The sequence below is a fragment of the Trebonia kvetii genome, assembly GCF_007827045.1.
GTDB lineage: Bacteria > Actinomycetota > Actinomycetes > Streptosporangiales > Streptosporangiaceae > Trebonia > Trebonia kvetii.
The window spans coordinates 703,308-725,842 of record NZ_RPFW01000005.1 but is presented as its reverse complement, the minus strand read 5'-3'; the positions used below and the strand labels follow the sequence as shown (position 1 = coordinate 725,842).

The following is a 22,535-nucleotide window of genomic DNA, read 5'->3' as shown; positions in this document are numbered from 1 at the left end:
GCGCACTCACCGGCCGTTCGCAGGGGGATGCGACGGGTGAGAATGCTAGCTGAGGTTTACCATAGCACTTGGAGTAGTCCAAGGACGGGCGGCGCGCCGGCGGCCCCTAGCCCAGGTTGGCGATGGCGGTCAGGATGCGGCGCTCGGAGACCGGAACCGGGGTCCCCATGGTCTGCGCGAACAGGCTGACCCGCAGCTCCTCGATCTGCCAGCGGATCTCCCTGGCGGCGTCGGCGACCCTGGCCTCTGGCGGCAAGAGCGCCAGCGCGGCCGTGTATTCGTCCTGTATCCGGTGGACGACGGCCATCTGCTGCGCGTCTCGGCCCGCGTTGTCGTTGAGCTTGTCCAGCCGCTTGCCGACCGCCTTGACGTAGCGGGCGAGGGCCGGCAGCCGCGCGCTGCCCGCCGCGGTGAGGAATCCGGGTGCGATGAGGCCGCCGAGCTGTGCGCGGATGTCGGCGACAGCCGGCGCGAGGGCGGGGCTGCGCAGCGCGTCCAGGCGCATCCGCGCGTCGTGCGCGCCGCGCAGGATCTCTTCCGCCCCGGTGACGACCTCATAGGTGGCCGCGTGCAGCCGCGGCCTGACGTGCTCGGTGATCCTGGCGAACGCCTCGGCGTCCCAGGCGGGGCCGCCCGCCTCGGCGATCAGGCCGTCGACCGCGCAGCCGACGCAGTCGGCGAACAGGGCGGCGACGGAGCCGTGCGGGTTGTCGGACAGGACGAGCTTCTGCGCGGTAGTCAGCCGCTTGGCGACCTCGTTGGCGGGCGACTTGACGGCGAGCAGGACCAGGCGCCTGGTACCCGCGCGCATCGCGCGCGCCGCGGCGGCGGGGCTCTCGAACAGCCGGACGTCCACGGCGGCGCCCGCGTCGACGAGGGCGGGGTAGGCCTTGACCTCCCCGTCGGTGAACACCTTGGGCAGCGGGCCGAAGTTCCAGGCGGTGACGCCGGTCCTGGTGATGGCGGTGGCGCGGGCGGACAGGGTGGCGCGGACCTTGGGCCGCAGCTGGCGCTGCAGGGCGGCGAGGTCCTTGCCCGCGGCGACCACCTTGGTGCCGTCCAGTATGCGGAAGTTGAGCCGCAGGTGCGTCGGCAGCCGGTCCAGGTCGAAGGCGTCCGGCGGTATCTGGGCGCCGCGCAGCCGCAGCAGTTCGCGGGACATGACGTCCCTTATGTCGCCGTCGGGGACGGCTCCGTCCAGCTTGGCGAGGATCTCGCGGGCGACGTTGGGCGCCGGGACGAGCTCGCGGCGCAGGTTCTTCGGCAGTGAGCGGATCAGCTCGGTGACCAGTTCGAGCCGGAGCCCGGGCACCTGCCAGGAGAATTCCTCCGGGCGGGCCTGGTTGAGCGTCTTGAGCGGGATGTCGATGGTGACGCCGTCGGCGTCGCTGCCCGGCTGGAATTCGTAGGAGAGCGAAAGGCCACCCACACCGCCGCCGCCGAGTCCGGCCGAAGAGGACGTCGTCCACACCTCGGGGTAGTCGCCGGCGTCGAGTTCGTCGGCGGCGGCCGACAGCAGGTCGTCAAGGGTGAGGGTGAGCAGGTCTGGCGTCTCGTGCCGCTGCTTCTTCCACCAGGTGTCGAAGTGCCGGGCGGAAACCGCGTCGGCGGGCACCCGCGCGTCGTAGAAGGCGTAGAGCGCCTCCTCCCCCGCGACGAGGCCGCGGCGGCGGGCCCGCTGCTCGAGCGCGGCTGCCTGCTCGATGAGCGCGGTGTTGTCGCGGAAGAAGTGGTGCCTGGTCTGCCAGTCGCCCTCGACGAGCGCGTGCCTGATGAACAGCTCCCTGGCGAGCACCGGGTCGATGCGGTGCAGCAGCACGGTCCTGTCGGCGATGATCGGGATGCCGTACAGTGTGACCTTTTCCGTGGCCACGGCGGAGCCTGAATTGCGCGACCAGCGGGGCTCGCTGTAGGAGCGCTTGACCAGGTGGGCGGCGACCGGCTCGACCCATTCCGGTTCGATCGCGGCGACGGTCCGCGCCCACAGCCGGGAGGTTTCCACGAGCTCGGCGGCGACCAGCCAGTCCGGCGGCTTGCGGGCGAGCCCTGAGCCGGGGAACACGGCGAACTTGGTGCCGCGGGCACCGAGGTACTCGGTCAGCGGCCGCCGGCCGCGCTCAGCCGGGGCCGCGGCACCCGGCCGGGCACCCGGCGGCCTGGCTGGCGTGAGCAGCACCTTCATGCCTACGTGGGAGAGCAAGCCGGAGAGCAGTGCGGTGTGTACACGCACCCGTTCTGTTGATGATGTCTTAGTGTTGAGCCCGAGCTCGCGGGACAGCGCGGAGAGCTGCCCGTGCAGGTCCTGCCATTCGCGGACCCGCAGGTAGTTGAGGAACTCGGCGCGGCACAGGCGGCGGAAGGCGGAGCCGGAGAGCTCGCGCTGCTGCTCCGCGAGGTAGTCCCACAGCGCGACGTAGGCGAGGAAGTCGGACTCCGGCTGGGTGAAGCGGCGGTGCGCGGTGTCGGCTGCCTGCTGGTTGTCCGACGGGCGCTCGCGCGGGTCCTGGATGGACAGGGCGGCGGCGATGACAAGGATCTCGCGGGCGCAGCCCTGCTTGTCCGACTCGATGATCATCCGGGCGATGCGCGGGTCGACGGGCAGCCGGGCCATCTGGCGGCCGGTCTCGGTGAGCTTGTCGCTCGCGACCGCGTTGAGCTCCTCGAGGAGCTTGACGCCGTCGGTGATGGCCCGCGGGTCCGGGGGATCGACGAACGGGAACTTGCGGACGTCGCCGAGCCTGGCGGCCGCCATCTGCAGGATGACGCTGGCCAGGTTGGTGCGCTGGATCTCGGGGTCGGTGAACTCCGGCCGGGACTCGAAGTCCTCTTGCGAGTACAGGCGGATGCAGATGCCGTCGGCGACGCGGCCGCAGCGGCCCTTGCGCTGGTTGGCGCTGGCCTGCGAGATCGCCTCGATGGGCAGCCGCTGCACCTTGGTGCGCAGGCTGTAGCGGCTGATCCGCGCGGTGCCCGGGTCGATGACGTAGCGGATGCCAGGCACGGTCAGCGAGGTTTCCGCGACGTTGGTGGCGAGGACGACGCGGCGGCTGCTCATCGAGCGGCCCGCCGGCACCTCGAACACCCGGTGCTGCTCGGCGGACGACAGCCGCGAGTACAGCGGGAGGATCTCCAGGCCCGCGCGTCCCTTCAGCGCGTCGGCGGTGTCGCGGATCTCCTGCTCGCCGGAGAGGAAGACGAGGATGTCACCGGGGCCGTCGCGTTCGAGTTCGCCGATCGCGTCGGTGATGGCGGTGACCTGGTCCCTGTCCTCATCCCTGTCCGGGTCGCCGATCGGCCGGTAGCGGACCTCGACGGGGTAGGTGCGCCCGGAGACCTCGATGATCGGCGCGGGCTGCCCGGTCCGCGCGTCCTTGAAATGCTCGGCGAACCGCTCGGGGTCGATCGTCGCGGAGGTGATGATGACCTTGAGGTCGGGCCGGCGGGGCAGCAGTTGGCGCAGGTAGCCGAGTATGAAGTCGATGTTGAGGCTGCGCTCGTGCGCCTCGTCGATGATCAGGGTGTCGTACCTGGTGAGGTTCCTGTCGGTGCCGATCTCCGCGAGCAGGATGCCGTCGGTCATCAGCTTGACCGCGGTCGCGTCGCCGGACCGGTCGGTGAACCTGACCTTGTATCCCGCGACGTCGCCGAGCTTGGTGCCCAGTTCCTCGGCGATCCGCTCGGCGACCGTGCGGGCCGCGATCCGGCGCGGCTGGGTGTGCCCGATCTGCCCGGTGACGCCGCGGCCGAGCTCCAGGCAGATCTTGGGTATCTGCGTGGTCTTGCCCGAGCCGGTCTCGCCGGCCACGATCACGACCTGGTGATCCCTGATAGCCGCGGCGATGTCGTCCCTGCGCTGGCTGACCGGCAGCTCTTGCGGGTAGCCGATGGCAACGCCAGCGAGCGCGGCTTCGCGGGACGCGGCGCGCTGCTTAATTCTTGCGGAAGGACTGTTCACCGGCGGGAAAGACTAGACGATGGGGACCGGAGTATGCCAACGCTTTATCGGGGGGCCGTCATTCCCCCGGTCTTCGATAATGATCATCCAGAACGGGTTCGGCTGACTGTGACAGCGCCCCGTTCCCCCCTGGCGGCGGGAACGGGGCGCTGGGCTCTGCGTCGCTCAGTCGTTGGCGGCGGCGACCAGCTTCGCGATCGTCTCCGGGGTCAGCGGGCTGCCCTGGAAGTTGCCCATCCTGCTCAGCGGGGTGGCGCGCAGGAACATCATCATGGTCGGGTCGGCGAAGAAGGCCGCCATCGGGGAGTCCTCGCCCGCCAGCCCGCCGAACACCTGGCCGATCGCCTGCGCGCCGCGCGGGTCTTCCAGCCACTCGCCGAGCGTCGAGTCGGCGGTGAGCGGGATACGGATCTCGTCGCCCGCCACGGTGACGACGGCGGTTGCCCGCAGGTCGCGGGAAGAGGCGCCGACGTGGCAGTGGTACTCGCCGCCCTCGACGACCCAGCGGTCCAGCCGGATGTCCCAGTAGGCGAGGTCGTCGCGCGCGACGGTGAGCGTCACCTCGACGGTCTGGCCCGCCTCGATGTCCACGCTGGCGAACGCCTTCAGCTCGCGCCTGGCGCGGGTGACCGCCGAATCCGGCAGGCTCAGGTACAGCTGGACGACTTCCCTGCCGTCCCGCTCCCCTGTGTTGGTGACGGGGACGCGCACCTCCAGCCCGTGCTCGCCGCTGACGGCGCTTGCCTCGCCGTAGCCGAAGGTGGTGTAGGACAGGCCGAAGCCGAACGGGTAGGCCACCTCCAGCTCGCGCGAGTCGAAGCCGCGGTAGCCGACGTACAGGCCATCGCTGTACCTGACGTGCCCGTGCTCGCCTGGGAAGTCCAGGTAGGAGGGGTGGTCGGCGAGCTTCAGCGGTATCGTCTCGGCCAGCCGCCCGGACGGGTTGACCCGGCCGAACAGCACGTCGGCGATCGCGCCGCCGCCGGCCTGGCCGAGCAGCCAGCCCTCGATGAGCGCCGGCACCGCGGCGTCCCAGGGGGTGGTGGCGAGCACGGCGCCGTTGGACAGGATCACTACGGTGCGCGGGTTGGCCCGTGTCACCTGCTCGATGAGCGCCAGGTGGGCGGCGGGCAGGTCGATGCCGGTCCGGTCCGCGCCCTCCGTCTCATGCTCGCTGCCGACGAAGACCAGCGCGACATCGCTGTCGCCGGCCAGCGCCGCGGCCTGCGCGAGCAGGTCCTGGTCCTGGCCTGCCTCCGCCGCGTCGCCCAGCCCGTCGCTCACCGTGTAGCCGGGCGCGAACCTGACGGTCGCCGACGTCGACGCGGTGATCTCGTCAAGCGCGTTGTCCAGCCGGGTCGGGTTCATCAGGGAACTGCCGCCGCCCTGGTAACGCGGGGTGCGGGCGAACTCGCCGAGCACCGCGATGGACCCCGCGGCTGCCGGGTCGAGCGGCAGCAGGCCGCGCTCGTCACCTGGCAGGGCGTCGTTCTTCAGCAGCACGATGGCGCGTCCGGCGATCTCCCTGGCCAGGGCGTGGTGCGCGTCCCTGTCGTAGCTGAACGGCCGCCGCGCGGCCGCCTTGTCGACGAGCGCGGCGACCCGGGCGGCGTTGCGCGCGAGCAGCACCTTGTCGAGTCCGCCGTCGTCGACGGCAGACTCCAGCGCCTTGTCTCCGCCGTTGTCAGGTCCCGGCATGGTGAGGTCGAGTCCGGCCGCGACGGCGGCGACCCGGTCCGCGACGGCGCCCCAGTCGGACATGATCACGCCCTCGTAGCCCCATTCGTCGCGGAGCACCTGGGTGAGCAGCCAGGGGTCCTGGCTCGCGTACACGCCGTTGATCTTGTTGTACGCGCACATCATGGTCCACGGCCTGGCCTGGGTGACCACCCGGTGGAAGGCGCGCAGGTACATCTCGCGCAGGGTGCGCTCGTCGACGTCCGCGCTGATCCGCATCCGGTCGGTCTCCTGGTTGTTGACCGCGAAGTGCTTGACCGTCGCCCCGACGTCGTGGCTCTGCAGGCCGAGCACCCACTGGGTGGCGAGCACCCCAGCCAGCAGCGGGTCCTCGGAGAAGTACTCGAAGTTGCGGCCGCCGAGCGGGCTGCGCTTGAGGTTGATGCCGGGGCCGAGGAGCACGGCGACGTCCATCGAGCGGCATTCCTCGCCAAGGGCCTCGCCCATCCGCCACAGCAGAACCGGGTCCCAGGTCGACGCGGTGGCGACGGCCGGCGGGAAGCACGTGGCCGGCTGGCCCCTGAGCATGTCGGCGGGGTTCGCCGTCAGCCGGACGCCGTGCGGTCCGTCGGTCACGGTGATGGCGGGAATGCCCGCGGACTCGACCGGCGTGGTGTGCCACGCGTCGCGTCCGCTGGTGAGTGCCGCCTGCTCGGCGACGGAGAGCTCGGGCGCCATGGCCTGGTTTCCTTCCCCTGCGCTGCTTTTTTTACAGCGTGAATTTAGGAAGGATTATCCCGAACGAACGGGTCTGGCTCAACCCCTGGGGGACCTTGTCACGAGGCGGTGCACGACATGCGGGAGCCCGCCGCGCCGGAGTGCTCCCCTCCGGCGCGGCGGGCTCCCGCCGACCGCCGGCGCCCCCGTTTTTAGCTGCCGACGGTCCCAGCCGCCTCGCCTAGCGGCCCAAGGCGAGGCGGCTAAGAATCCGCTTCACAAATTGAGTTTCATGATTATTGCCGCGATACCGAACATTCGTTTGCAGCGGAGACGCGGCAATCCGCGGCCCCCATTGGCCCCACCTGCGCCGCGCAATTGCATGTCCCGCAGTTCCGTCTCGCCGCCGTCGCCGACGGTGGCTAACGCCGCGGGACCCGTCGATGCAGGGCAAACCGTTGCGCGGCGCGGGTGTGCACGTACGCTCGGGTTACGGTACGCTTCCGGGAAACTTGACTGTTGTGGCGTCCACACGCTGGAATAAAGGATTGACCAATTTAATGTCGAGGAGATTCTTGCGCCTCATCGACCGTTCGCCTGCACGCTATGGCGGTTATTGTGCGCGAAAAGCCGGAATGGAAATTGGCTTGCTTTTGACTGGCTAGGCGTGGCCACACGATACGTAGCTGAATGGATTGAATTCGTATACCTACCGTGCCGACCCTACGATACTCAGCACCTGTGAGCCCATTCCAACCTGGTTAGGCGCCGTGGAGTTGCAATGCGTGGATGGCCTTGGCGAGTTTCCCGGCGCGCCAGGGGCAGCAGCGGAGCTTCGCGAGGATCTTCCATGCCTTGAGCTGGGCGTTCGCTCGTTCGCCGGGGGCGCGGAGCCTGGCGTGGGCCCGGTTGGCTTCTTTCTGGGATTCCGGTTTGTTCCGGCCCTTGTACGGGACCTTTGCCCAGGTGGAGCCCTGATATCCCTTGTCCGCGAGGGTGACCAGCCCGGCTTTCTCTAGCTCGTTCAGCACGCCCCATATCCACTCGGCCTTCTTGTCGTGGACCGAGCCGGGCAGCGCACCGGAGACCCACAGGACCTCGCCGTCAGGACTGGCGATGACCTGCAGGTTCATGCCGTGCTTTTTGTGCTTGCCGGAGTAGAACGGCTTGTCCGCGGCGACCCGGTCTATCGGGATGAGGGTTCCGTCGAGGATGACGTAGGCGTGACCTGCCCTTTTGGCGTCCCGGACCGCTTTCCTCAGTTTCGGGGCGCGGGCCGCGAGCAGTTCCACGGTCTCGTTGACGTACCGCCAGGCCGTGGTCCTGCCGACCCCGAACCCGGCCGCGAGGTGCTCGAACGTCTCGCCTTTGCGCAGGTGAGCGAGCACGAGCAGGGCCTGCTGCCCAGGGCTGAGCTTCCGCCACCGCGACCCGACGGCCTTCAGGTGCCGGCGGATCAGCCCGGCCGCGTAGTTCAGGGTCCGGGACGACAACGGCAGCGCGGCACGGTAGAACAGCATGTGAAGCCCCTGGGGGTGATGAGTCGTTCTTGGTCGATTGCCTCATCTACCAGGGGCTTCGCCGTGTCCGCCGGCGAACCGTGACCCTGTGGCCACAGTGCCGTCGCCGCGAGACGACAACGTTATCATCACTCAAAGTGATTCATTGTTTACAAGCAAGTTGGAATGGGCTCTGTCTAGCTGTCTAGTCACCTCAGCAAGTAATGCATCGTGTTTCCTCTGGAGTCGCAGTGGCCAATAGCCCGGACCGCGGGCCGAACGCGCGCATCGACTACGACTCTGGTGAACGCGTCTACCTGCAACTCACGCGCATTATCCGCGACATGATCATTAGCGGGGAGCTGCCCGTTGGGGCGCAAGTTCCTAGCGGGGCGCAGATGAAACGCGAATGGGGCGTGAACCGGCTCACCGGCGCGATGGCCGTGGAGGAACTGCGCAAGGCGGGCCTGGTCGTGACCAGGCCGGGCGTCGGCACCTTCGTCGCCTCCACTCCGGCGAAGCAGGTGATCGACCTGCGCCGCGGTGACCGGGTGGTGTCCCGGATGCCGACCGAGGAGGAACGGGAACGGCTGAGCACCGGGTACCTGACCCCGGTGCTCGTCATCACTCGCGCCGACGGGCAGGTCGAGCCGTACAACGCGGCCGTCACCGTCGTGCGGTCGCAAGGATTAGGGCGCTTACCGCTCCCGGCGGAAGCGGGTGGCGGGCTGGGGCGAAGCATGACCCCGTTCGGCGTCCTCGATCTCCTCGGCGACGGCGACCCGCGGCTGGGCGGCTGCCTCAGCCGCCACATCGGCCTCCGCCTCAATGAGATCGGCGGCAATGGCCACCGAAGCGATGTCGGCGGGGGTTACGTCGCCCGCCGTGGCGAGCACCGCCTCGCCGTGCAGCTCGTCGTGCACGTACCGCTTGCCGCGCAGCAGCGAGGCGACCGCCGCGATCAGGCAGGCCACGATCGAGAAGTCGAACGCGATCTGCAGGCCGGTCTGGAACGGGCCGCTGATCAGGCTGGGGAAGAACGAGTGCCCGGTCAGGTAGGCGGCGCTTTGCGCGGGGAGCTTGGTGAGCGCCGAGCCGAGCAGCATCCGGATCGGGTTGTAGCCGAGCAGGGCGGCGAACATGACCGCGGTGGGGGGCAGGTGCGACAGCCGGGTCGCGTCCGCGACGGGGACGCCCTGCGCGGTGAGGCCGTTGTACAGGTGCGACGGCAGGGACGAGGACAGGCCGAGGATGATCAGGCTGAAGAAGATGCCGATCGACAGCACCATGGCCGAGTTCTGGAAGGTCGCGGACATGCCGGCCCCGACGCCGCGCTGGTCGGCTGGCAGCGAGTTCATGATGCCTGCCCTGTTCGGCGAGGCGAACAGGCCCATGCCGATGCCGTTGAGCAGCAGGATCGCGGCGAACTGCCAGTAGGTGAAGTCGACGGGCAGCATCTCGAGCAGGCCGAACGACAGCGCGGCGAGCAGCATGCCGCCGGTGGCGAACGGGCGGGCGCCGAAGCGGTCGGACAGGTAACCGGACACCGGGCCCGCCAGCAGGAAGCCGATGGTCAGCGGCAGCATCGCGATGCCCGCCCACAGCGGGGTGTCCTCGAAGCTGTAGCCGTGGATCGGCAGGTAGATGCCCTGCAGCCAGATGATCAGGATGAACATCAGGCCGCCGCGGCCCAGGCTGGACAGCAGCGAGGCGAGGTTGCCCGCGGTGAAGGCGCGGATGCGGAAGAGGCTGAGCCGGAACATCGGCTCGGCGACTCTCGTCTCGATCCAGCAGAAGATGGCGAGCACGACCAGGCCGCCGCCGATCAGCGAGATCACCAGCGGGCTCGTCCAGCCCATGACGTGGCTGCCGTAGGGCTGGATGCCGTAGGTGATGCCGACGAGGACCGCGATGAGGCCGGCGGCGAAGGTCAGGTTGCCGCCCAGGTCGAGCTTGGCGGGCTTACGGACGCCGAGTTCCCTGAGCTTGAGGTAGGACCAGACGGTGCCGAGAATGCCGAACGGCACGGAGACGAGGAACACCCAGCGCCAGTCGACCGGGCCGAGCACGCCGCCGAGCACCAGGCCGAGGAAGCTGCCGGCGATCCCGGCGACCTGGTTGAGTCCGAGTGCCATGCCGCGCTGGTTGGCTGGGAACGCGTCGGTGAGGATCGCGCTTGAGTTGGCGAACAGCATCGCGCCGCCGATGCCCTGCAGGATCCGCATGATGATCAGGTACCAGCCGGCCCCCGTGCCCTGCAGCCAGCTGACCGACAGCAGGACGGAGAACAGCGAGAAGATCGCGAATCCCATGTTGAACATGCGGACGCGGCCGAACATGTCGCCGAGCCGGCCGAAGCTCACCACGAGCACCGCGGTGACGACCATGAAGCCCATCATCATCCACAGCAGGATGGTGGTGTTGCCAGGCGCGAGGGGGTTGATGCCGATGCCGCGGAAGATGTCGGGCAGCGCGATCAGCACGATCGAGGAGTTGATGGTGACCATCAGCACGCCGAGCGTGGTGTTGGACAGCGCGATCCACTTGTAGCGGGAGCCCACGGCCGGACTTGACGCGGCCGGGCTCAGTGCGGCGGATGGGGCGGGCACAGCGGTTCCTCCGTAGCGAGGCAGACCTGGGCGCGGCAAGCCAGGTTAGTTGCTTGATGCGAACTAATTATACGCCGTCGTTATTCCCTGTGCCAGCCGGGATGGTTTGACATTAGGGAATCGAACCGGGCATTCTTGGGTTCGTCAGACTAGACACCTCGTTCGGTGAGGCGTCTTCACGGACACAGGCCACTGATCCCAACCGTCGAGAGACGCTCCGGATCAGGACACCTCTCCCCGGCCTAAGGGGTGAGGCCAAGTGGCTGCGCAGCATCGCTACGCCGTGGAGTGCCAAAGCTCTTACGAGAGAGGTGGCCTCTCGCGCCGCGGCTTGAGCCGCAACCGGAGCGTGCCCCTCGGCTGGGATCGTGTGTGAAGGCGCGCACAAGCGCCGCGGACGAAGGGAGGCGTGAAATGGACTCTGATAGTCCGGGCCGAAGTCGGCCCCTTCCCGCCGCTGTCCCTGTTCGTCCAGGCACACGTTGACGTAACGCGCGGTTCCCTTTTCCAGGCCGGGTCTCCCCTGGCCTGCGCAGGCGTGTGCCTCAGTCCCGCTTGAGTGCCAAGCGCGAAAGAGGTGATCCCAGTGACTGCTGTTGAGTTCGAGGCTTCGGGTGCTGGCCGTTCGGCTGTGCTCGACGAGGCGCACGTCGGTGACATCCGCGGCGCCCTCGGCACGATCAGGCTTGACGACCACGGTGCCCGCACGACCCTGTCGGCGAAGTTCAAGACGCTGCTCGCGGTCGTCGGCCCCGGCCTGATCGTGATGGTCGGCGATAACGACGCCGGCGCGTTCTCCACCTACGGGCAGGCGGGCCAGGTCTACGGGACGAAGCTGCTCTGGACGCTGCTGCTGCTCATCCCCGTGCTGTACGTGAACCAGGAGATGGTGCTCCGCCTCGGCGCGGTGACCGGGGTCGGGCACGCGCGGCTGATCCTGTCGCGGTTCGGCAAGTTCTGGGGGACGTTCGAGGTCATCGATCTGTTCCTGCTCAACGGGCTGACCATCGTCACCGAGTTCATCGGGATCACCCTGGCGGCCGGGTACCTCGGCGTGCCCAAGGTCCTCGCCGTGATCCTCGCCGCGGTAATCATCATCGCGACGGCGTTCACCGGCTCGTTCCGCGCTTTCGAGCGGATCGCGATGTTCTTCTGCATCGGATCGCTGCTGCTCATTCCGCTGTTCCTGATGGCCCACCCGTCGGGCGCCTCGATGGCGGACGGATTCGCCACGCCCGACCTGCCGGCCGGCGCGAGTGGTGGCATGGCGGCGGTGATGCTGCTCGTGATCGGGATCGTCGGCACCACGATCGCGCCGTGGCAGCTGTTCTTCCAGCAGTCCTACGTGATCGACAAGCGGATCACGCCGCGCTTCATGAAGTACGAGAAGGCCGACCTGTGGATCGGCATCGTCATCGTGGTCGTCGGGGCCGCCGCGCTGATGGGCACCACCGCCGTCGCATTCGCGCACTCCGATGCCGCCTTCACCGACTCCGCCGGGCTCGCCCGCGGCATCACCGCCTACGCGGGGCACGTGGCGGGCGCGCTGTTCGCGGTCGCGCTGCTCGACGCGGCCGTCATCGGGGCGTTCGCCGTCTCGCTGTCGTCGGCCTACGCGATCGGCGACGTGCTCGGCATGAAGCACTCGCTGCACCGCGGCGTGGGGCAGGCGAAGGGGTTCTACGCGCTTTACGCGGCGCTCGTCGGCGGCGCGGCTGCCATCGTGCTGATCCCCGGCTCGCCGCTCGGCCTGATCACCGAGGGCGTCCAGGTGCTGGCCGGCGTGCTGCTGCCCGCCGCGACGGTGTTCCTGCTGATGCTGTGCAACGACAAGGCGGTCCTCGGCCCGTGGGTGAACACGGCGAAGACCAACGCGTTCACCGGCGGGGTGATCGCGGTGCTGATCACGCTGTCGGTGGTGCTCACCGCCTCGGTGATGTTCCCCGCGATCACCGCCGGCCAGATCTTCACCATCATGGGCGGGTGCGCCGTGCTGGCGGTCGCCGTCGGCGGCTTCGCGGTGGTCCGCGGACGGCGGGCGGTCCGCGGACGGCGGGCGGCGGCAATCGAGGCCGAGATCGCCGAGGAGGTCGATGCCGCGACGGACACCGCGCTCGGCCCGGTGGACAGGCTGTCGTGGCGGATGCCGCCGGTGAGCGAACTGTCGGCGCCCGCCATCACCGGCGCACGCCGGATCGGCCTGATCGGGCTGCGCGCCTACCTCGCCGTGGCCATGGTCATGGTCATCGTCAAGATCGTCATGCTGGCCATCGGTCACTGACGATCACCGGGACACCGGGCCAGGGGCGCCTGGTCAGGATTGGAAGCTGCCCGGGGCCAGCGGCCGCCCGTCGGACACGCTAAGGACGACGCGATGGCCGAGCGGCCTGGCCAGTTCTACCGGCACGGATTCCAGTTCCAGCACCGCCGCGCAGGGCGCGTTGGGGTGCGGGTCATAGGTCCAGCCCCCGACGACGACCGAGGTCGACGTCTCGTAGACCAGCGCGCCGCTCTTGGTGTCGCACGGCGACTTGCCGACGAGCACGTGGATCTGCCGCCCGTCGGCGGAAACTGTTCCGAGGACCGCGCCGGTGAAGCCGTCGAGTCCGTCGCCGGTAAGTCCTTTCAGGCTGGCGGGCTGCGTGTGGTAGCTGCCAGGGGCGAGGGCGGCCACCGTGATTGGCGACGGGATCGACGGCACCGTGAACGTCCACGCCGGGACGCTGGCCTTGCCCCGGCTGGTTCCGATAGTGACGGTGGCCGGCGCGGCACCGGTGACGACAAGCGACGGCGGACAGGGCTGGCCCTGACAAGGCTGCTCCGTCGCGATCTTGCGGTAGGCCTGCGCCGCGGTGAGCAGCGGCACCGTGGCCGTCGCCCCGCCGGGCCAGCGGACCTTGCCCGTCAGCGGCGTCGTCGGCAGGTGCCCGGCGAGAGCGAACCGCCCATCGAGGAACGCCATCTTCTGATCACCCGTGGCGAAATCCTTGGCGCCGGGGATGACCAGCTCATCCGGGGCGATGGTGAGCACGAGCCCTGTCAGCCATTCCTTCGCGAGCCCCGCCTTGTCCCACGCCGCGGCGACCAGCTTCGCCCTTTTGTCGAACGCCGGCACGTTGCCTCCCGGCTTGGCGGTCGCCGTCGACCCGGCCGTGGCACCGCCCCCGGCTGCCGATCCGGTCCCGGACGCGGAACCGCTCCGGGAAGCGCAGCCGCTCGCAAGCGCGGTTACCATCCCCGCTAGCGCGAGGCCCGTCGCAAGCCGACGCCATCCGTGCATCACTGCCTCCAGTCCGATCCCGCCGCTACTCCATTTCGACGCCGCACGGGACCGGATGGTTCCGGCCATCGCTTCCCGGTGGTCCCGCAAGGGCGCCAGTGCGAGGCGGGGCCGAGGCCGTGATCGTAGTAATAGGACGTAGCCCCGGGAGGAGAGCGGAAACGAGTGGACGTCGCGGTTGCCTGCCGGTCATCATCGTCGCGTGGGTGACGGTTGGCTCGGCGAGCCTGAGTGGCGGATTCGGCACGTACTATTCGACGCCGACGGGGTGCTGCAGGACATGCCGGGCGGATGGGAGGCCGCAGCCGAGCCGTACCTGGGCGAGCGGACGATGGAGTTCCTCTACCGCCTTTATAAGGAGGAACTCCCGAGTCTGGCCGGGCAGGGTGACTTCCTGCCGCTCGTCGCGGCCGCGCTGACTGACTTCGGGGTGACAGCGCCGCTCGATGAGGTCTACTCGGCGATCTGGCTGCGAATTAAGCCTGTCGAACAGTCATTCGCCATCGTGCGCGACCTGCGCCGCAACGGGTACGGCGTCCACCTCGGCACGAACCAGGAGCGCAACCGCGCGGCCCACATGCGTGCGAAGCTTGGGTACGACGCGCTTTTCGATGTCAGCTGCTATTCGTGGGAGTTCGGTGCGCGCAAGCCGGACCTCGCGTTCTTCGCCGAGGCGGCCCGCAGGATCGGCGTGGGCCCGGCGGCCATCTTGTTCATCGATGACAGCGCGAGCAATGTCGCCGGCGCCCGCGACGCCGGCTTCGCCGCCGAACAATGGGCACTCGCAGACGGCCACGATGCCCTGCATGCTCTTCTCGCCAAGTACGGTGTGGCCGCTACCTGATTTCGCTGAAGCGGTCGGGCTAGAGGGCTATGGCGGTGACGGCCAGGGCGCAGAGGCCGAGGCCGAAGCGCTGGAAGGGGCTGAAGCGCTCGTGCAGCAGCACGCGGGCCAGCAGGACCGTGAAGCCCGGGTAGAGGGAGACAAGGACGGCGGCGACGGCCAGCATGCTGAAGTGGGTGGCGTAGAAGTAGGCCAGGGTGGCTGCCTGGCCGGTAGCGCCGGCGAGCACGGGCAGGATCGTGGCGCGAAGCGGGACGCGCAGCGACGGGCGGGACTTGACGACGAGCGGCACGGTGACCAGCAGCATGCCCGCCTGCTCGGTCGCGACGGGCCATAGGCCGTCGCCGTGGCCGGCCTGGGCGAGGCCGATGAACAGGATGCCGAAGGCGAGTCCGGCGGCAAGGCCCTCTGGCAGGCCCGCGGCGAGCTTGCCGCGGACCGAGCCGGATGCCGCCACGAGCGTGATGGCGGGCAGCGCGACCGCCACGCCCGCCAGGGACAGCAGGCCGGGGCGCTCGCCGAGCGCGATGCCGGCCAGGACGGGGACCACGGCCGCGCCAACGGCGGACACCGGACCGACCACGCTCAGCTGACCGCGGGCCATCCCCCGGTAGAGCACCAGGGTGCCTGCCCCGCCGGCCACGCCGCTTACCAGGCCCCAGGCGACCGCCCGGACGGTGGGTCCGGGGCCGCCGTACGCGAGCAGCATGACCGCGGCGAGCACGGTGGCGGCGGCCGAGTCGATGACGGTGACCCGCACTTCACCGATCCGGCGCGAGGCCACTGCCCCGACGAAGTCGGAGGTGCCGTACAGCAGGGCGGCGGCCAGGCCGAGCACGATTCCCATGATCATCCCTCGCTTTCTTGGTGGGCACGACTCAACCCTGACGGAAATCGGTCCTGGTGATAAGGTCCAGTTCAGTGGCTGAATCAAGGACCAATTCCGAGCTGCTCGTCGCGCTCAGGCACGACGAGCGGGAACCGCTGCACCGGCAGATCGAGGCGTCGATCCGGGACGCGATCCGCGCCGGGCGGCTGTCACGCGGCTCCGCGATGCCGCCGACGCGGGTGCTCGCCGCCGACCTTGGCGTCTCCCGCGGCGTGGTGGTCGAGGCGTACCAGCAGCTCACGGCCGAGGGCTACCTGGCCAGCCAGGCCGGCGGCTACACTCGGGTGGCGGCCGGGCCGCCGCCGGCGGCCGCCGCGCCGCGCGGGCCGCGCGCCCCCAGGCCGGACATCGACCTCAGCTACGGCCGCGCCGACGTGTCGAGCTTTCCCAGGGCCGCGTGGCTGCGGTCCATCCGCACGGCGCTGACCGACGCGCCCAACGAGGTGTTCGGCTACCTGACCGGGCGCGGCGTGCCGCAGTTGCGCGGCGCGATGGCGGAGTACCTGAACCGGGTCCGCGGCACCATCGCCGACCCGGAGCAGATGGTGATCTGCACCGGGTACGCGCAAGGCATGTCGCTGCTGATGGGAGTGCTCGCCGCGGCGGGCACCCGGCGGATCGCGCTCGAGGATCCGTCCTCCATGGACGACGCGCTGCCCGCCGCGCGGGCGGCGGGCATCGACGTGGCCGGCATCCCCGTCGACGACGAGGGCATCCGGGTTGACCTGCTGCGGGAAAGCGGCGCCGACGCGGTCATCGTGACACCGGCGCACCAGTGGCCCACCGGGTCCGTGCTGTCGGCGCGGAACCGGGCCGCGCTGATCGGCTGGGCCACCGAACGCGGCGCGGTCATCGTCGAGGACGACTACGACGCCGAGTACCGCTACGACAGGACGCCGGTCGGCGCACTGCAGGGCCTGGCACCGGACCACGTCGTCTACGCCGGCTCGGCGAGCAAGACGCTGGCCCCCGGGCTGCGGCTCGGCTGGCTCGTGCTGCCCAGCCGGCTGACCGAGCCGGTGGCCGCGGCGAAGATCTCGGCGGATCGCGGCTCACCAGCCCTTGAACAGATGGCGCTCGCCAACTTCGTCACGCGCGGCGAACTCGACAGGCACCTGCGGCGGATGCGCCCGGTGTACCGGCGCCGCCGCGACGCGCTGCTCGCGGCCCTCGCCAGAGACCTGCCCTGGGCGCAGCCGGCCGGCGTATCGGCGGGGCTGCACCTCGTCGCCTGGCTGCCGCCGGGGCTTGACGAGGCGGCGCTGGCGGAGGCCGCCCTGCGGGCCGGGGTGGCGCTGGACACGGTGGGGCCGTACCGCATCTCGAATCCCGGGCCTGGCGGGCTGATCTTCGGGTACGCGACGGTCACCGAACGGGCCATCGCGGACGGTGTGGGACGGCTGGCCCGGGCCATCAGGAATCTCTGACCCGAGCCGCCGCTTCTTGCTGTTATCCCGGCGCGATTAGAGCAGTTCGAGGATGGTGGCGTTGGCCTGGCCGCCGCCCTCGCACATGGTCTGCAGGCCGTAGCGGATGCCGTTGTCGCGCATGTGGTGGACCATCGTGGTCATCAGCCGGGCGCCGCTGCCGCCGAGCGGGTGGCCGAGCGCGATCGCGCCGCCGTTGGGGTTGAGCTTGGCCGGGTCGGCGCCGATGTCGGACAGCCAGGCGAGCGGCACGGGCGCGAACGCCTCGTTGACCTCGAAGGTGCCGATGTCGGAGAGGCTAAGGCCGCTCTTGTCCAGGGCCTTGCGGGTCGCCGGGATCGGGGCGGTCAGCATGATGACCGGGTCGTCGGCGGCGAGTACGGCGGTGTGGATGCGGGCGATCGGGGTCAGGCCCAGCCTGGCCGCGTTCTCGCTGGTCGTCATCAGCAGCGCGGCGGCGCCGTCGCTGATCTGCGAGCTGTTGCCCGCGTGGATCACGCCGTCGGGGCGGAAGGCCGGCTTGAGCTTGGCCATGCTCTCAAGCGTGCCGCCGCGGCGGACGCCCTCGTCGGTGTCGACGACGGTGCCGTCCTCCAGCTTCACCGGGGCGATCTGGCCGGCGAACCTGCCCTCGTCGATCGCGGCGGCCGCCTTGGCGTGCGAGCCGAGCGAGAACTCGTCGAGCTGCTCGCGGGACAGGCCCCAGCGCTCGGCGATCATCTCGGCGCCGACCCCCTGATTCGGCGCGACACCGCCGAAGACGGTCCGCAGGCTGGCGCCCGACGGGTTCGGCCACGAGGCGCGGTCCGGCCCGAGTGCGCCGAGCGATGAGCCCATCGGCACCCGGGTCATCGACTCGACTCCGCCCGCGACCACCAGGTCGTACTGGCCGCTGATCAGGCCGGCGGCGGCGAAGTGCACCGACTGCTGGCTGGAACCGCACTGCCGGTCAACCGTGACGCCAGACACGGACTGCGGCCAGCCGGCGGTGAGCACCGTGTTGCGGGCAATGTCGAAGGTCTGCTCGCCCACCTGGCTGACGCAGCCCCAGATCACGTCGTCCACCTCGGCAGGGTCGGCGAGGCCGGCCCGCTCGGCCAGGGCATTGAGCACGTGCGCCGACAGGTCCACCGGATGGACGGTGGCGAGGGCGCCGTTCCGTTTTCCTACAGGGCTCCGAACCGCTGCCACGATCACCGCGTCACGCATCGCGCCGCCTCCTTTAAGCATCGTCGTACTCTACTTCCCTACCATGTCAGGCTCTATTTTGCCCATGTCTGGGCGGTTCGGTTAGCCTCCGCGCGACAAGCCACGCACCGCGATGTATGTGCATGCACGGTGACCCGGTGTTATGGTGGCGGCGTCCCTATCCGAGAGGTAACCATGGCGGACGTCGTCCTCCGCGGCCCGGTCACGGGCCCTCGACGGCTCGGCCAGCTGCCCGCGGAGGCCTCAAGCTTCGTCGGCCGCGCCGCCGAGCTCGCCGGGATCGCCGCGCTGCTCGGCAGCGCGCGCATGGTGACGGTCACCGGGACAGCGGGCGTCGGCAAGACGCGGGTCAGCCTGCGCGCCGCGACCGCGGCCGCCGACCAGTTCCCCGACGGCGCCTGGCTCGTGGACCTCGGCACGGTCACCGACCCCGGGCTGCTCACGGCCAGCGTCGCCGTCGCGCTCGGGCTGCCGCAGACCGACGAGACGGCGCTGCACGCCAAGCTGCGCGGCAGACGGCTGCTGCTCATCCTCGACACCTGCGAGCACCTGGTCGATGAGTGCGCCGCGTTCGCCGACGCGTTGCTGCGCGCGGCCCCGGGCGTGACCCTGCTGGCGACCAGCCGCCAGCCGCTCGACGCCCAGGGAGAGCACACCTTTCCCGTGCTGCCGCTGTCCGCCGAGTCCGACGCCACCGAACTGTTCGCGCAGCGCGCGGCCGCGGTGGTGCCCGGCTTTGCCGTGACGCCGCGCAACCGGCACGACGTGGTCCGGCTCTGCCGCCTGCTCGACGGCATACCGCTGGCGATCGAGCTGGCCGCGGTGCGGCTGCGCGCGCTGCCGCTGCCCGAACTGGTCAGCCAGCTTGAGTCGGGCATGGGGACGCTCGCACTCAGCCGCCGTGGCTCGAGCCCGCGGCACCAGACGCTGCGTGCCGCGGTGCAGTGGAGCTACGACCGGTGCACCGAGGCGGAGCGGGCGCTGTGGGAGCGGCTGTCGGTGTTCGGCGGAAGCTTCGACGCGGCGGGCGCCGAGCAGGTGTGCGCGGGCGGCCCGCTGGCCCGCGAGCAGGTGATCCACACGCTGATCGGCCTCGTCGACAAGTCCGTGCTGCGCAGGGATGACGCGGCACCGGCCCGCTACCTGCTTCCCGGCGCGGCGCGCGAGTTCGGCACCGAACGGCTCGCCGCTGCGGATGAACGAGAGCGGTACCTGAACCGGCTGACCCGGTACTGCCTCGCCGCGGCCAGGCGGCTCGACGAGCCGCTGCGCGCGGTCGGCGGCGGGGACCAGGTGGCGGCGGTCCGCGGGCTGCGCGCTGAGCACGCGAACCTGATGGCCGCGCTCGACTTCGCGCTCGGCCCCGACGAGACGCCCGCGGAGGTGGTACCGCCCGCGGCGGCCGCGCCCGCCGACGTGGTGCGGCGGCGGCTCGGTGTCGAGCTCGCCGTGCGACTGACCGGCTACTGGATGATCTCCGGCCTGCTCGAGGACGGCGGCCGCTGGCTGGGGCGTGCCGCGGACGCGCTACCTCAGACAGTGCCGGAACGGATGCGTGCCCTCGCCGCCCGCGGCCGCCTCGCCACCTTCCGCGGCGACCTGACCGGCGCCATCGCCGACATCCGCGAGTCGATCAGGCTGGCAGGGCAGGACGATGGCCCGGGACTCGACACGGGCCGCGGTTACCTGTACCTGAACCTGGCGCTCACCCTCGACGGGCGGTTCGACGAGGCGCAGCAGGCCGGGGAGATGGCGCGGGAGCTGCTGAATGAGCCCGACGAGCGCTTTTTCTCGGGGGGGTCTGGGGGGGTCGTCCCCCCGAGGCGAACAGGGAGTTTTTTCTCGGGGGGGTCTGGGGGGGTCGTCCCCCCGAGGCGAACAGGGAGTTTTTTCTCGGGGGGGTCTGGGGGGGTCGTCCCCCCGAGGCGAGCAAGCCTTATCGGGCTCGAGGCGCAGCTCGGCTACGGGCACCAGCTGGCCGGCCAGGCTGCCGAGGCCCTCGCCTGCTGCGACCGGGGTCTGGCGATGCTCGCGGGCGACGACAGCGAGCGGTGGGTCAGCGGCTACCTGCACCTCGTCGCCGGGCTCGCCGAGGCGCAGCTGCCCGGCCGGGAGCGGACGTCGGGCACGTCGCTGAGCCAGGCGCTGACCGGCGCGCACGAACTCGGCGACATCGTCGGGATGGCGTACGCGATCGAGGCGATCGGCTGGCAGGCGGCGCGGCGCGGACGGCACGAGCGGTCCGCGTGGCTGCTCGGCGCCGCCGACCGGCTGTGGGCGAAAATCGGCTGCAGGCTCAGCGGCAGCGTCCTCGCCGAGCAGTCCCGGCAGCGCGCCGTCCAGGCGGCCCGCGAGGCGCTCGGCGAGCGGCGGTATTCGGCCGCACGCTCGCACGGCGGCGCGCTCGACCTCGCCGCGGTGGTGGTGGGCGCCGCCGACCAGGCCTTCGATCCGCGGGTCCAGCGCGACGGCGATCCCGGCGACGGCAGCCATGGCAATGCGGGCTCCGGGGCGGGACCGCAGGCGGCCGGACCGGCGGCGGTGCTAACGAGGCGGGAGCGGGAGATCGCCGAGCTGGTGGCTACCGGCCTGTCCAACCGCGAGGTCGCCGGCCGGCTGTTCATCTCCAAGCGGACCGTCGACGCGCATGTCGAGCACATCTTCGGCAAGCTGGGGATCTCCTCGCGGGTCCAGCTCACTGTCCTGATCGCCAGCCCCGGGCAGGCCATCGCCACGGTGGACTAGCGCGGCGTGAGCACCGCTACCAGGTAGGCCACGCCGAGCGGCGCCTCGGCGTACAGGACATCGCCGTGCAGGCCGCCGGGTGTCGCGCCCTCGGCGGTGAGGGCGCCGGCCAGCACCTGCCAGGCGGCGCGGCCGTCGGCCATCAGGTCCGCGGCAAGCTCAGGGTCGAGCGCCGCGAGGGCGGCGGCCTCGCCGTCGCGGACCGCCCGCGTCACCGACTCGTCAAACGGCGCGGCCCGCTCGTCCAGGTAGCCAGGCGCGGACACCGAGCGCCGCGCGCTGCCGTCGCCCACCGCGAGCAGCGCGACCCGGCGCGCGGACGCGGCGATCTGGCGGCCGAGGCGCAGGCAGGTCTCGGCCGACGCGGACACGCCGATGCCGCGGAACGAGCGCGGCCCCGCGTAGCCGACCTGGTCGAGCAGTCGCGCGCCGATGCCAAGCGACAGCGGCAGCACGGGCTCGTCACCGCCTGGGTGCAGAGCAGGCGCGTAGGCCGAGAGGTCGAGGCGGCCGCGGTGCCCGAAGTCTGCCGTTATCGCGGCGGGTCCTGTCACCACGACGATGTCCGGCGCGGCGGCGAGCAGCGCGTTGAGTGCTGCCGCGCAGGCGTCGCGCAGTTCTGACAGCGGCCCGACATCGCCGGCCAGCCCGGCCCGGCCAGTCAGCTCCCTGGCGAGCAGCGGCGGCGACGGGCAGATCGCGGCGCTGACGATCACGCGAGTCCTCGCAGGGTACGGGCGGGCGGGCGGTCGCCCTTGATCGACGCGACCATGTCCAGGGCCTGCCTGGTCGCGCGCACGTCGTGCGCGCGGAAGATCCGGGCGCCGAGCCAGGCGCCGACCGACGTCACCGCCAGCGTGCCCGCGAGCCGCCCGTCGATGGGGGCGTCCAGGGTCTCGCCGATGAAATCCTTGTGCGACGCCGACAGCAGCACTGGCCAGCCGGTGGCGGTCAGCTCGCCGAGGCGGCGGCTGAGCTCGAGTGACTGCCAGGTGTTCTTGCCGAAGTCGTGCGTGGGGTCGATGACGATCGCATCGGGGTCGACCCCCGCGTCGAGCGCCCGCCGCGCCAGCCAAAGCACCCGGGCGCTGACGTCGGCGATGACGTCTTCGTAGGCGGGCCGGTGCGGCCGGGTGCGCGGTGTCAGCGTGCCGACATGCGAGCACACCAGGCCCGCGCCCGACTCGGCGGCGGCCTCGGCCAGCCCGCTGTCCCAGGCGGACCAGGTGTCGTTGACCAGGTTCGCGCCCGCCGCGCACATCGCCCTGGCCGGCTCCGCCCGCCAGGTGTCCACGCTGATCACCAGGTCGGGGTAGGCGGCACGTACCCGCTCGACGAACGGCACCACGCGGCGAATCTCCTCGGCCACGGTCACTTCGGGCCCGGGCTTGGCGGGCACGCCGCCGACGTCGAGAATGTCGGCGCCCTCGGCGACCACGGCGTGCACGCGGTCGAGCGCGGCGTCGGCGTCCCAGGTCAGGCCGGGCCGGTAAAAGGAGTCCGGTGTCCGGTTGACGATCGCCATCACCAGCGGCTGCCCGGGCGCGAATTCGCGCGTGCCAAGCCGCAGCGGCCCCGGCGTCCGGGCCGGCGCACAAGCGCTGTCAGCCGCGGCGTCGACGTCCATGAGCACGGAGTCTACCGGTGAGTATGTGGGGTCGCCGCGCCGCGCGTGCCTTGCCAT

The 22,535-nt window shown here is 70.7% G+C and carries 13 protein-coding genes, 1 pseudogene and 1 riboswitch; of the genes and pseudogenes, 5 read left to right on the top strand and 9 right to left on the bottom strand.

Translation table 11 applies throughout. The features are described from left to right. Positions 1 to 106 precede the first annotated feature (106 nt). The 3 genes from hrpA to EAS64_RS28525 all read right to left on the bottom strand — a co-directional run bounded on the left by hrpA (position 107) and on the right by EAS64_RS28525 (position 7,869). Positions 107 to 3,955, bottom strand: a complete 3,849-nt coding sequence (hrpA, locus tag EAS64_RS28535; RefSeq protein WP_145857963.1) for an ATP-dependent RNA helicase HrpA — start codon at positions 3,953 to 3,955, stop codon at positions 107 to 109. Positions 3,956 to 4,120: 165 nt separating this feature from the next. Continuing rightward, positions 4,121 to 6,370, bottom strand: coding sequence for a glycoside hydrolase family 3 C-terminal domain-containing protein (locus EAS64_RS28530; protein ID WP_145857961.1), 2,250 nt, complete (start codon positions 6,368 to 6,370; stop codon positions 4,121 to 4,123). 740 nt (positions 6,371 to 7,110) lie between these two features. Then, the gene (locus EAS64_RS28525) at positions 7,111 to 7,869 is read right to left on the bottom strand and encodes a transposase family protein (RefSeq protein ID WP_145857959.1); all 759 of its coding nucleotides are present in this window, start codon (positions 7,867 to 7,869) and stop codon (positions 7,111 to 7,113) included. A gap of 203 nt (positions 7,870 to 8,072) precedes the next feature. Here EAS64_RS28525 and EAS64_RS47645 point away from each other — a divergent pair. After that, a pseudogene (locus tag EAS64_RS47645) lies at positions 8,073 to 8,339 on the top strand (GntR family transcriptional regulator); the annotation flags it as partial. A gap of 207 nt (positions 8,340 to 8,546) precedes the next feature. Here the strand turns inward: EAS64_RS47645 and EAS64_RS28515 are convergent. Beyond that, positions 8,547 to 10,457 carry an MFS transporter gene (locus EAS64_RS28515; protein WP_246115888.1) on the bottom strand — a complete coding sequence of 637 codons (1,911 nt, stop codon included), beginning with the start codon at positions 10,455 to 10,457 and terminating at the stop codon, positions 8,547 to 8,549. A gap of 150 nt (positions 10,458 to 10,607) precedes the next feature. Further along, positions 10,608 to 10,775, top strand: a riboswitch (M-box (ykoK) riboswitch). Positions 10,776 to 11,043: 268 nt separating this feature from the next. Between EAS64_RS28515 and EAS64_RS28510 the strand changes: the two genes are divergently transcribed. After that, positions 11,044 to 12,738 (top strand): NRAMP family divalent metal transporter, encoded by a 1,695-nt coding sequence (locus tag EAS64_RS28510; protein ID WP_187366236.1) that lies wholly within the window; start codon positions 11,044 to 11,046, stop codon positions 12,736 to 12,738. A 33-nt stretch (positions 12,739 to 12,771) separates the two neighbouring features. On the opposite strand, the gene EAS64_RS28505 is transcribed toward EAS64_RS28510, so the two are convergent. Then, positions 12,772 to 13,692 carry a hypothetical protein gene (locus EAS64_RS28505; RefSeq protein WP_145857958.1) on the bottom strand — a complete coding sequence of 307 codons (921 nt, stop codon included), beginning with the start codon at positions 13,690 to 13,692 and terminating at the stop codon, positions 12,772 to 12,774. 247 nt (positions 13,693 to 13,939) lie between these two features. Here EAS64_RS28505 and EAS64_RS28500 point away from each other — a divergent pair, with 247 nt between their 5' ends. Beyond that, positions 13,940 to 14,581, top strand: a complete 642-nt coding sequence (locus EAS64_RS28500; RefSeq protein WP_222849677.1) for an HAD family hydrolase — start codon at positions 13,940 to 13,942, stop codon at positions 14,579 to 14,581. Between the two features lie 19 nt (positions 14,582 to 14,600). On the opposite strand, the gene EAS64_RS28495 is transcribed toward EAS64_RS28500, so the two are convergent. Next, positions 14,601 to 15,434 (bottom strand): DMT family transporter, encoded by an 834-nt coding sequence (locus EAS64_RS28495; RefSeq protein WP_145857956.1) that lies wholly within the window; start codon positions 15,432 to 15,434, stop codon positions 14,601 to 14,603. A 68-nt stretch (positions 15,435 to 15,502) separates the two neighbouring features. Here EAS64_RS28495 and pdxR point away from each other — a divergent pair, with 68 nt between their 5' ends. Next, the gene (gene pdxR, locus EAS64_RS28490) at positions 15,503 to 16,897 is read left to right on the top strand and encodes a MocR-like pyridoxine biosynthesis transcription factor PdxR (protein WP_145857954.1); all 1,395 of its coding nucleotides are present in this window, start codon (positions 15,503 to 15,505) and stop codon (positions 16,895 to 16,897) included. Positions 16,898 to 16,933: 36 nt separating this feature from the next. On the opposite strand, the gene EAS64_RS28485 is transcribed toward pdxR, so the two are convergent. Next, a complete protein-coding gene (locus EAS64_RS28485) occupies positions 16,934 to 18,106 on the bottom strand; it encodes a thiolase family protein (protein ID WP_145857952.1) in 1,173 nt (390 codons plus the stop codon). A 174-nt stretch (positions 18,107 to 18,280) separates the two neighbouring features. Here EAS64_RS28485 and EAS64_RS28480 point away from each other — a divergent pair, with 174 nt between their 5' ends. Next, positions 18,281 to 20,851: a LuxR C-terminal-related transcriptional regulator gene (locus EAS64_RS28480; RefSeq protein ID WP_145857950.1), complete on the top strand. Its 2,571-nt coding sequence runs from the start codon at positions 18,281 to 18,283 to the stop codon at positions 20,849 to 20,851. Here EAS64_RS28480 and EAS64_RS28475 read toward each other — a convergent pair. Next, positions 20,848 to 21,567, bottom strand: coding sequence for a class III extradiol ring-cleavage dioxygenase family protein (locus EAS64_RS28475; RefSeq protein WP_145857948.1), 720 nt, complete (start codon positions 21,565 to 21,567; stop codon positions 20,848 to 20,850). The genes EAS64_RS28480 and EAS64_RS28475 overlap by 4 nt on opposite strands. Beyond that, positions 21,564 to 22,478 (bottom strand): dihydropteroate synthase, encoded by a 915-nt coding sequence (gene folP, locus EAS64_RS28470; RefSeq protein WP_145857946.1) that lies wholly within the window; start codon positions 22,476 to 22,478, stop codon positions 21,564 to 21,566. The genes EAS64_RS28475 and folP overlap by 4 nt, the downstream gene beginning before the upstream one ends. Positions 22,479 to 22,535: the final 57 nt, after the last annotated feature.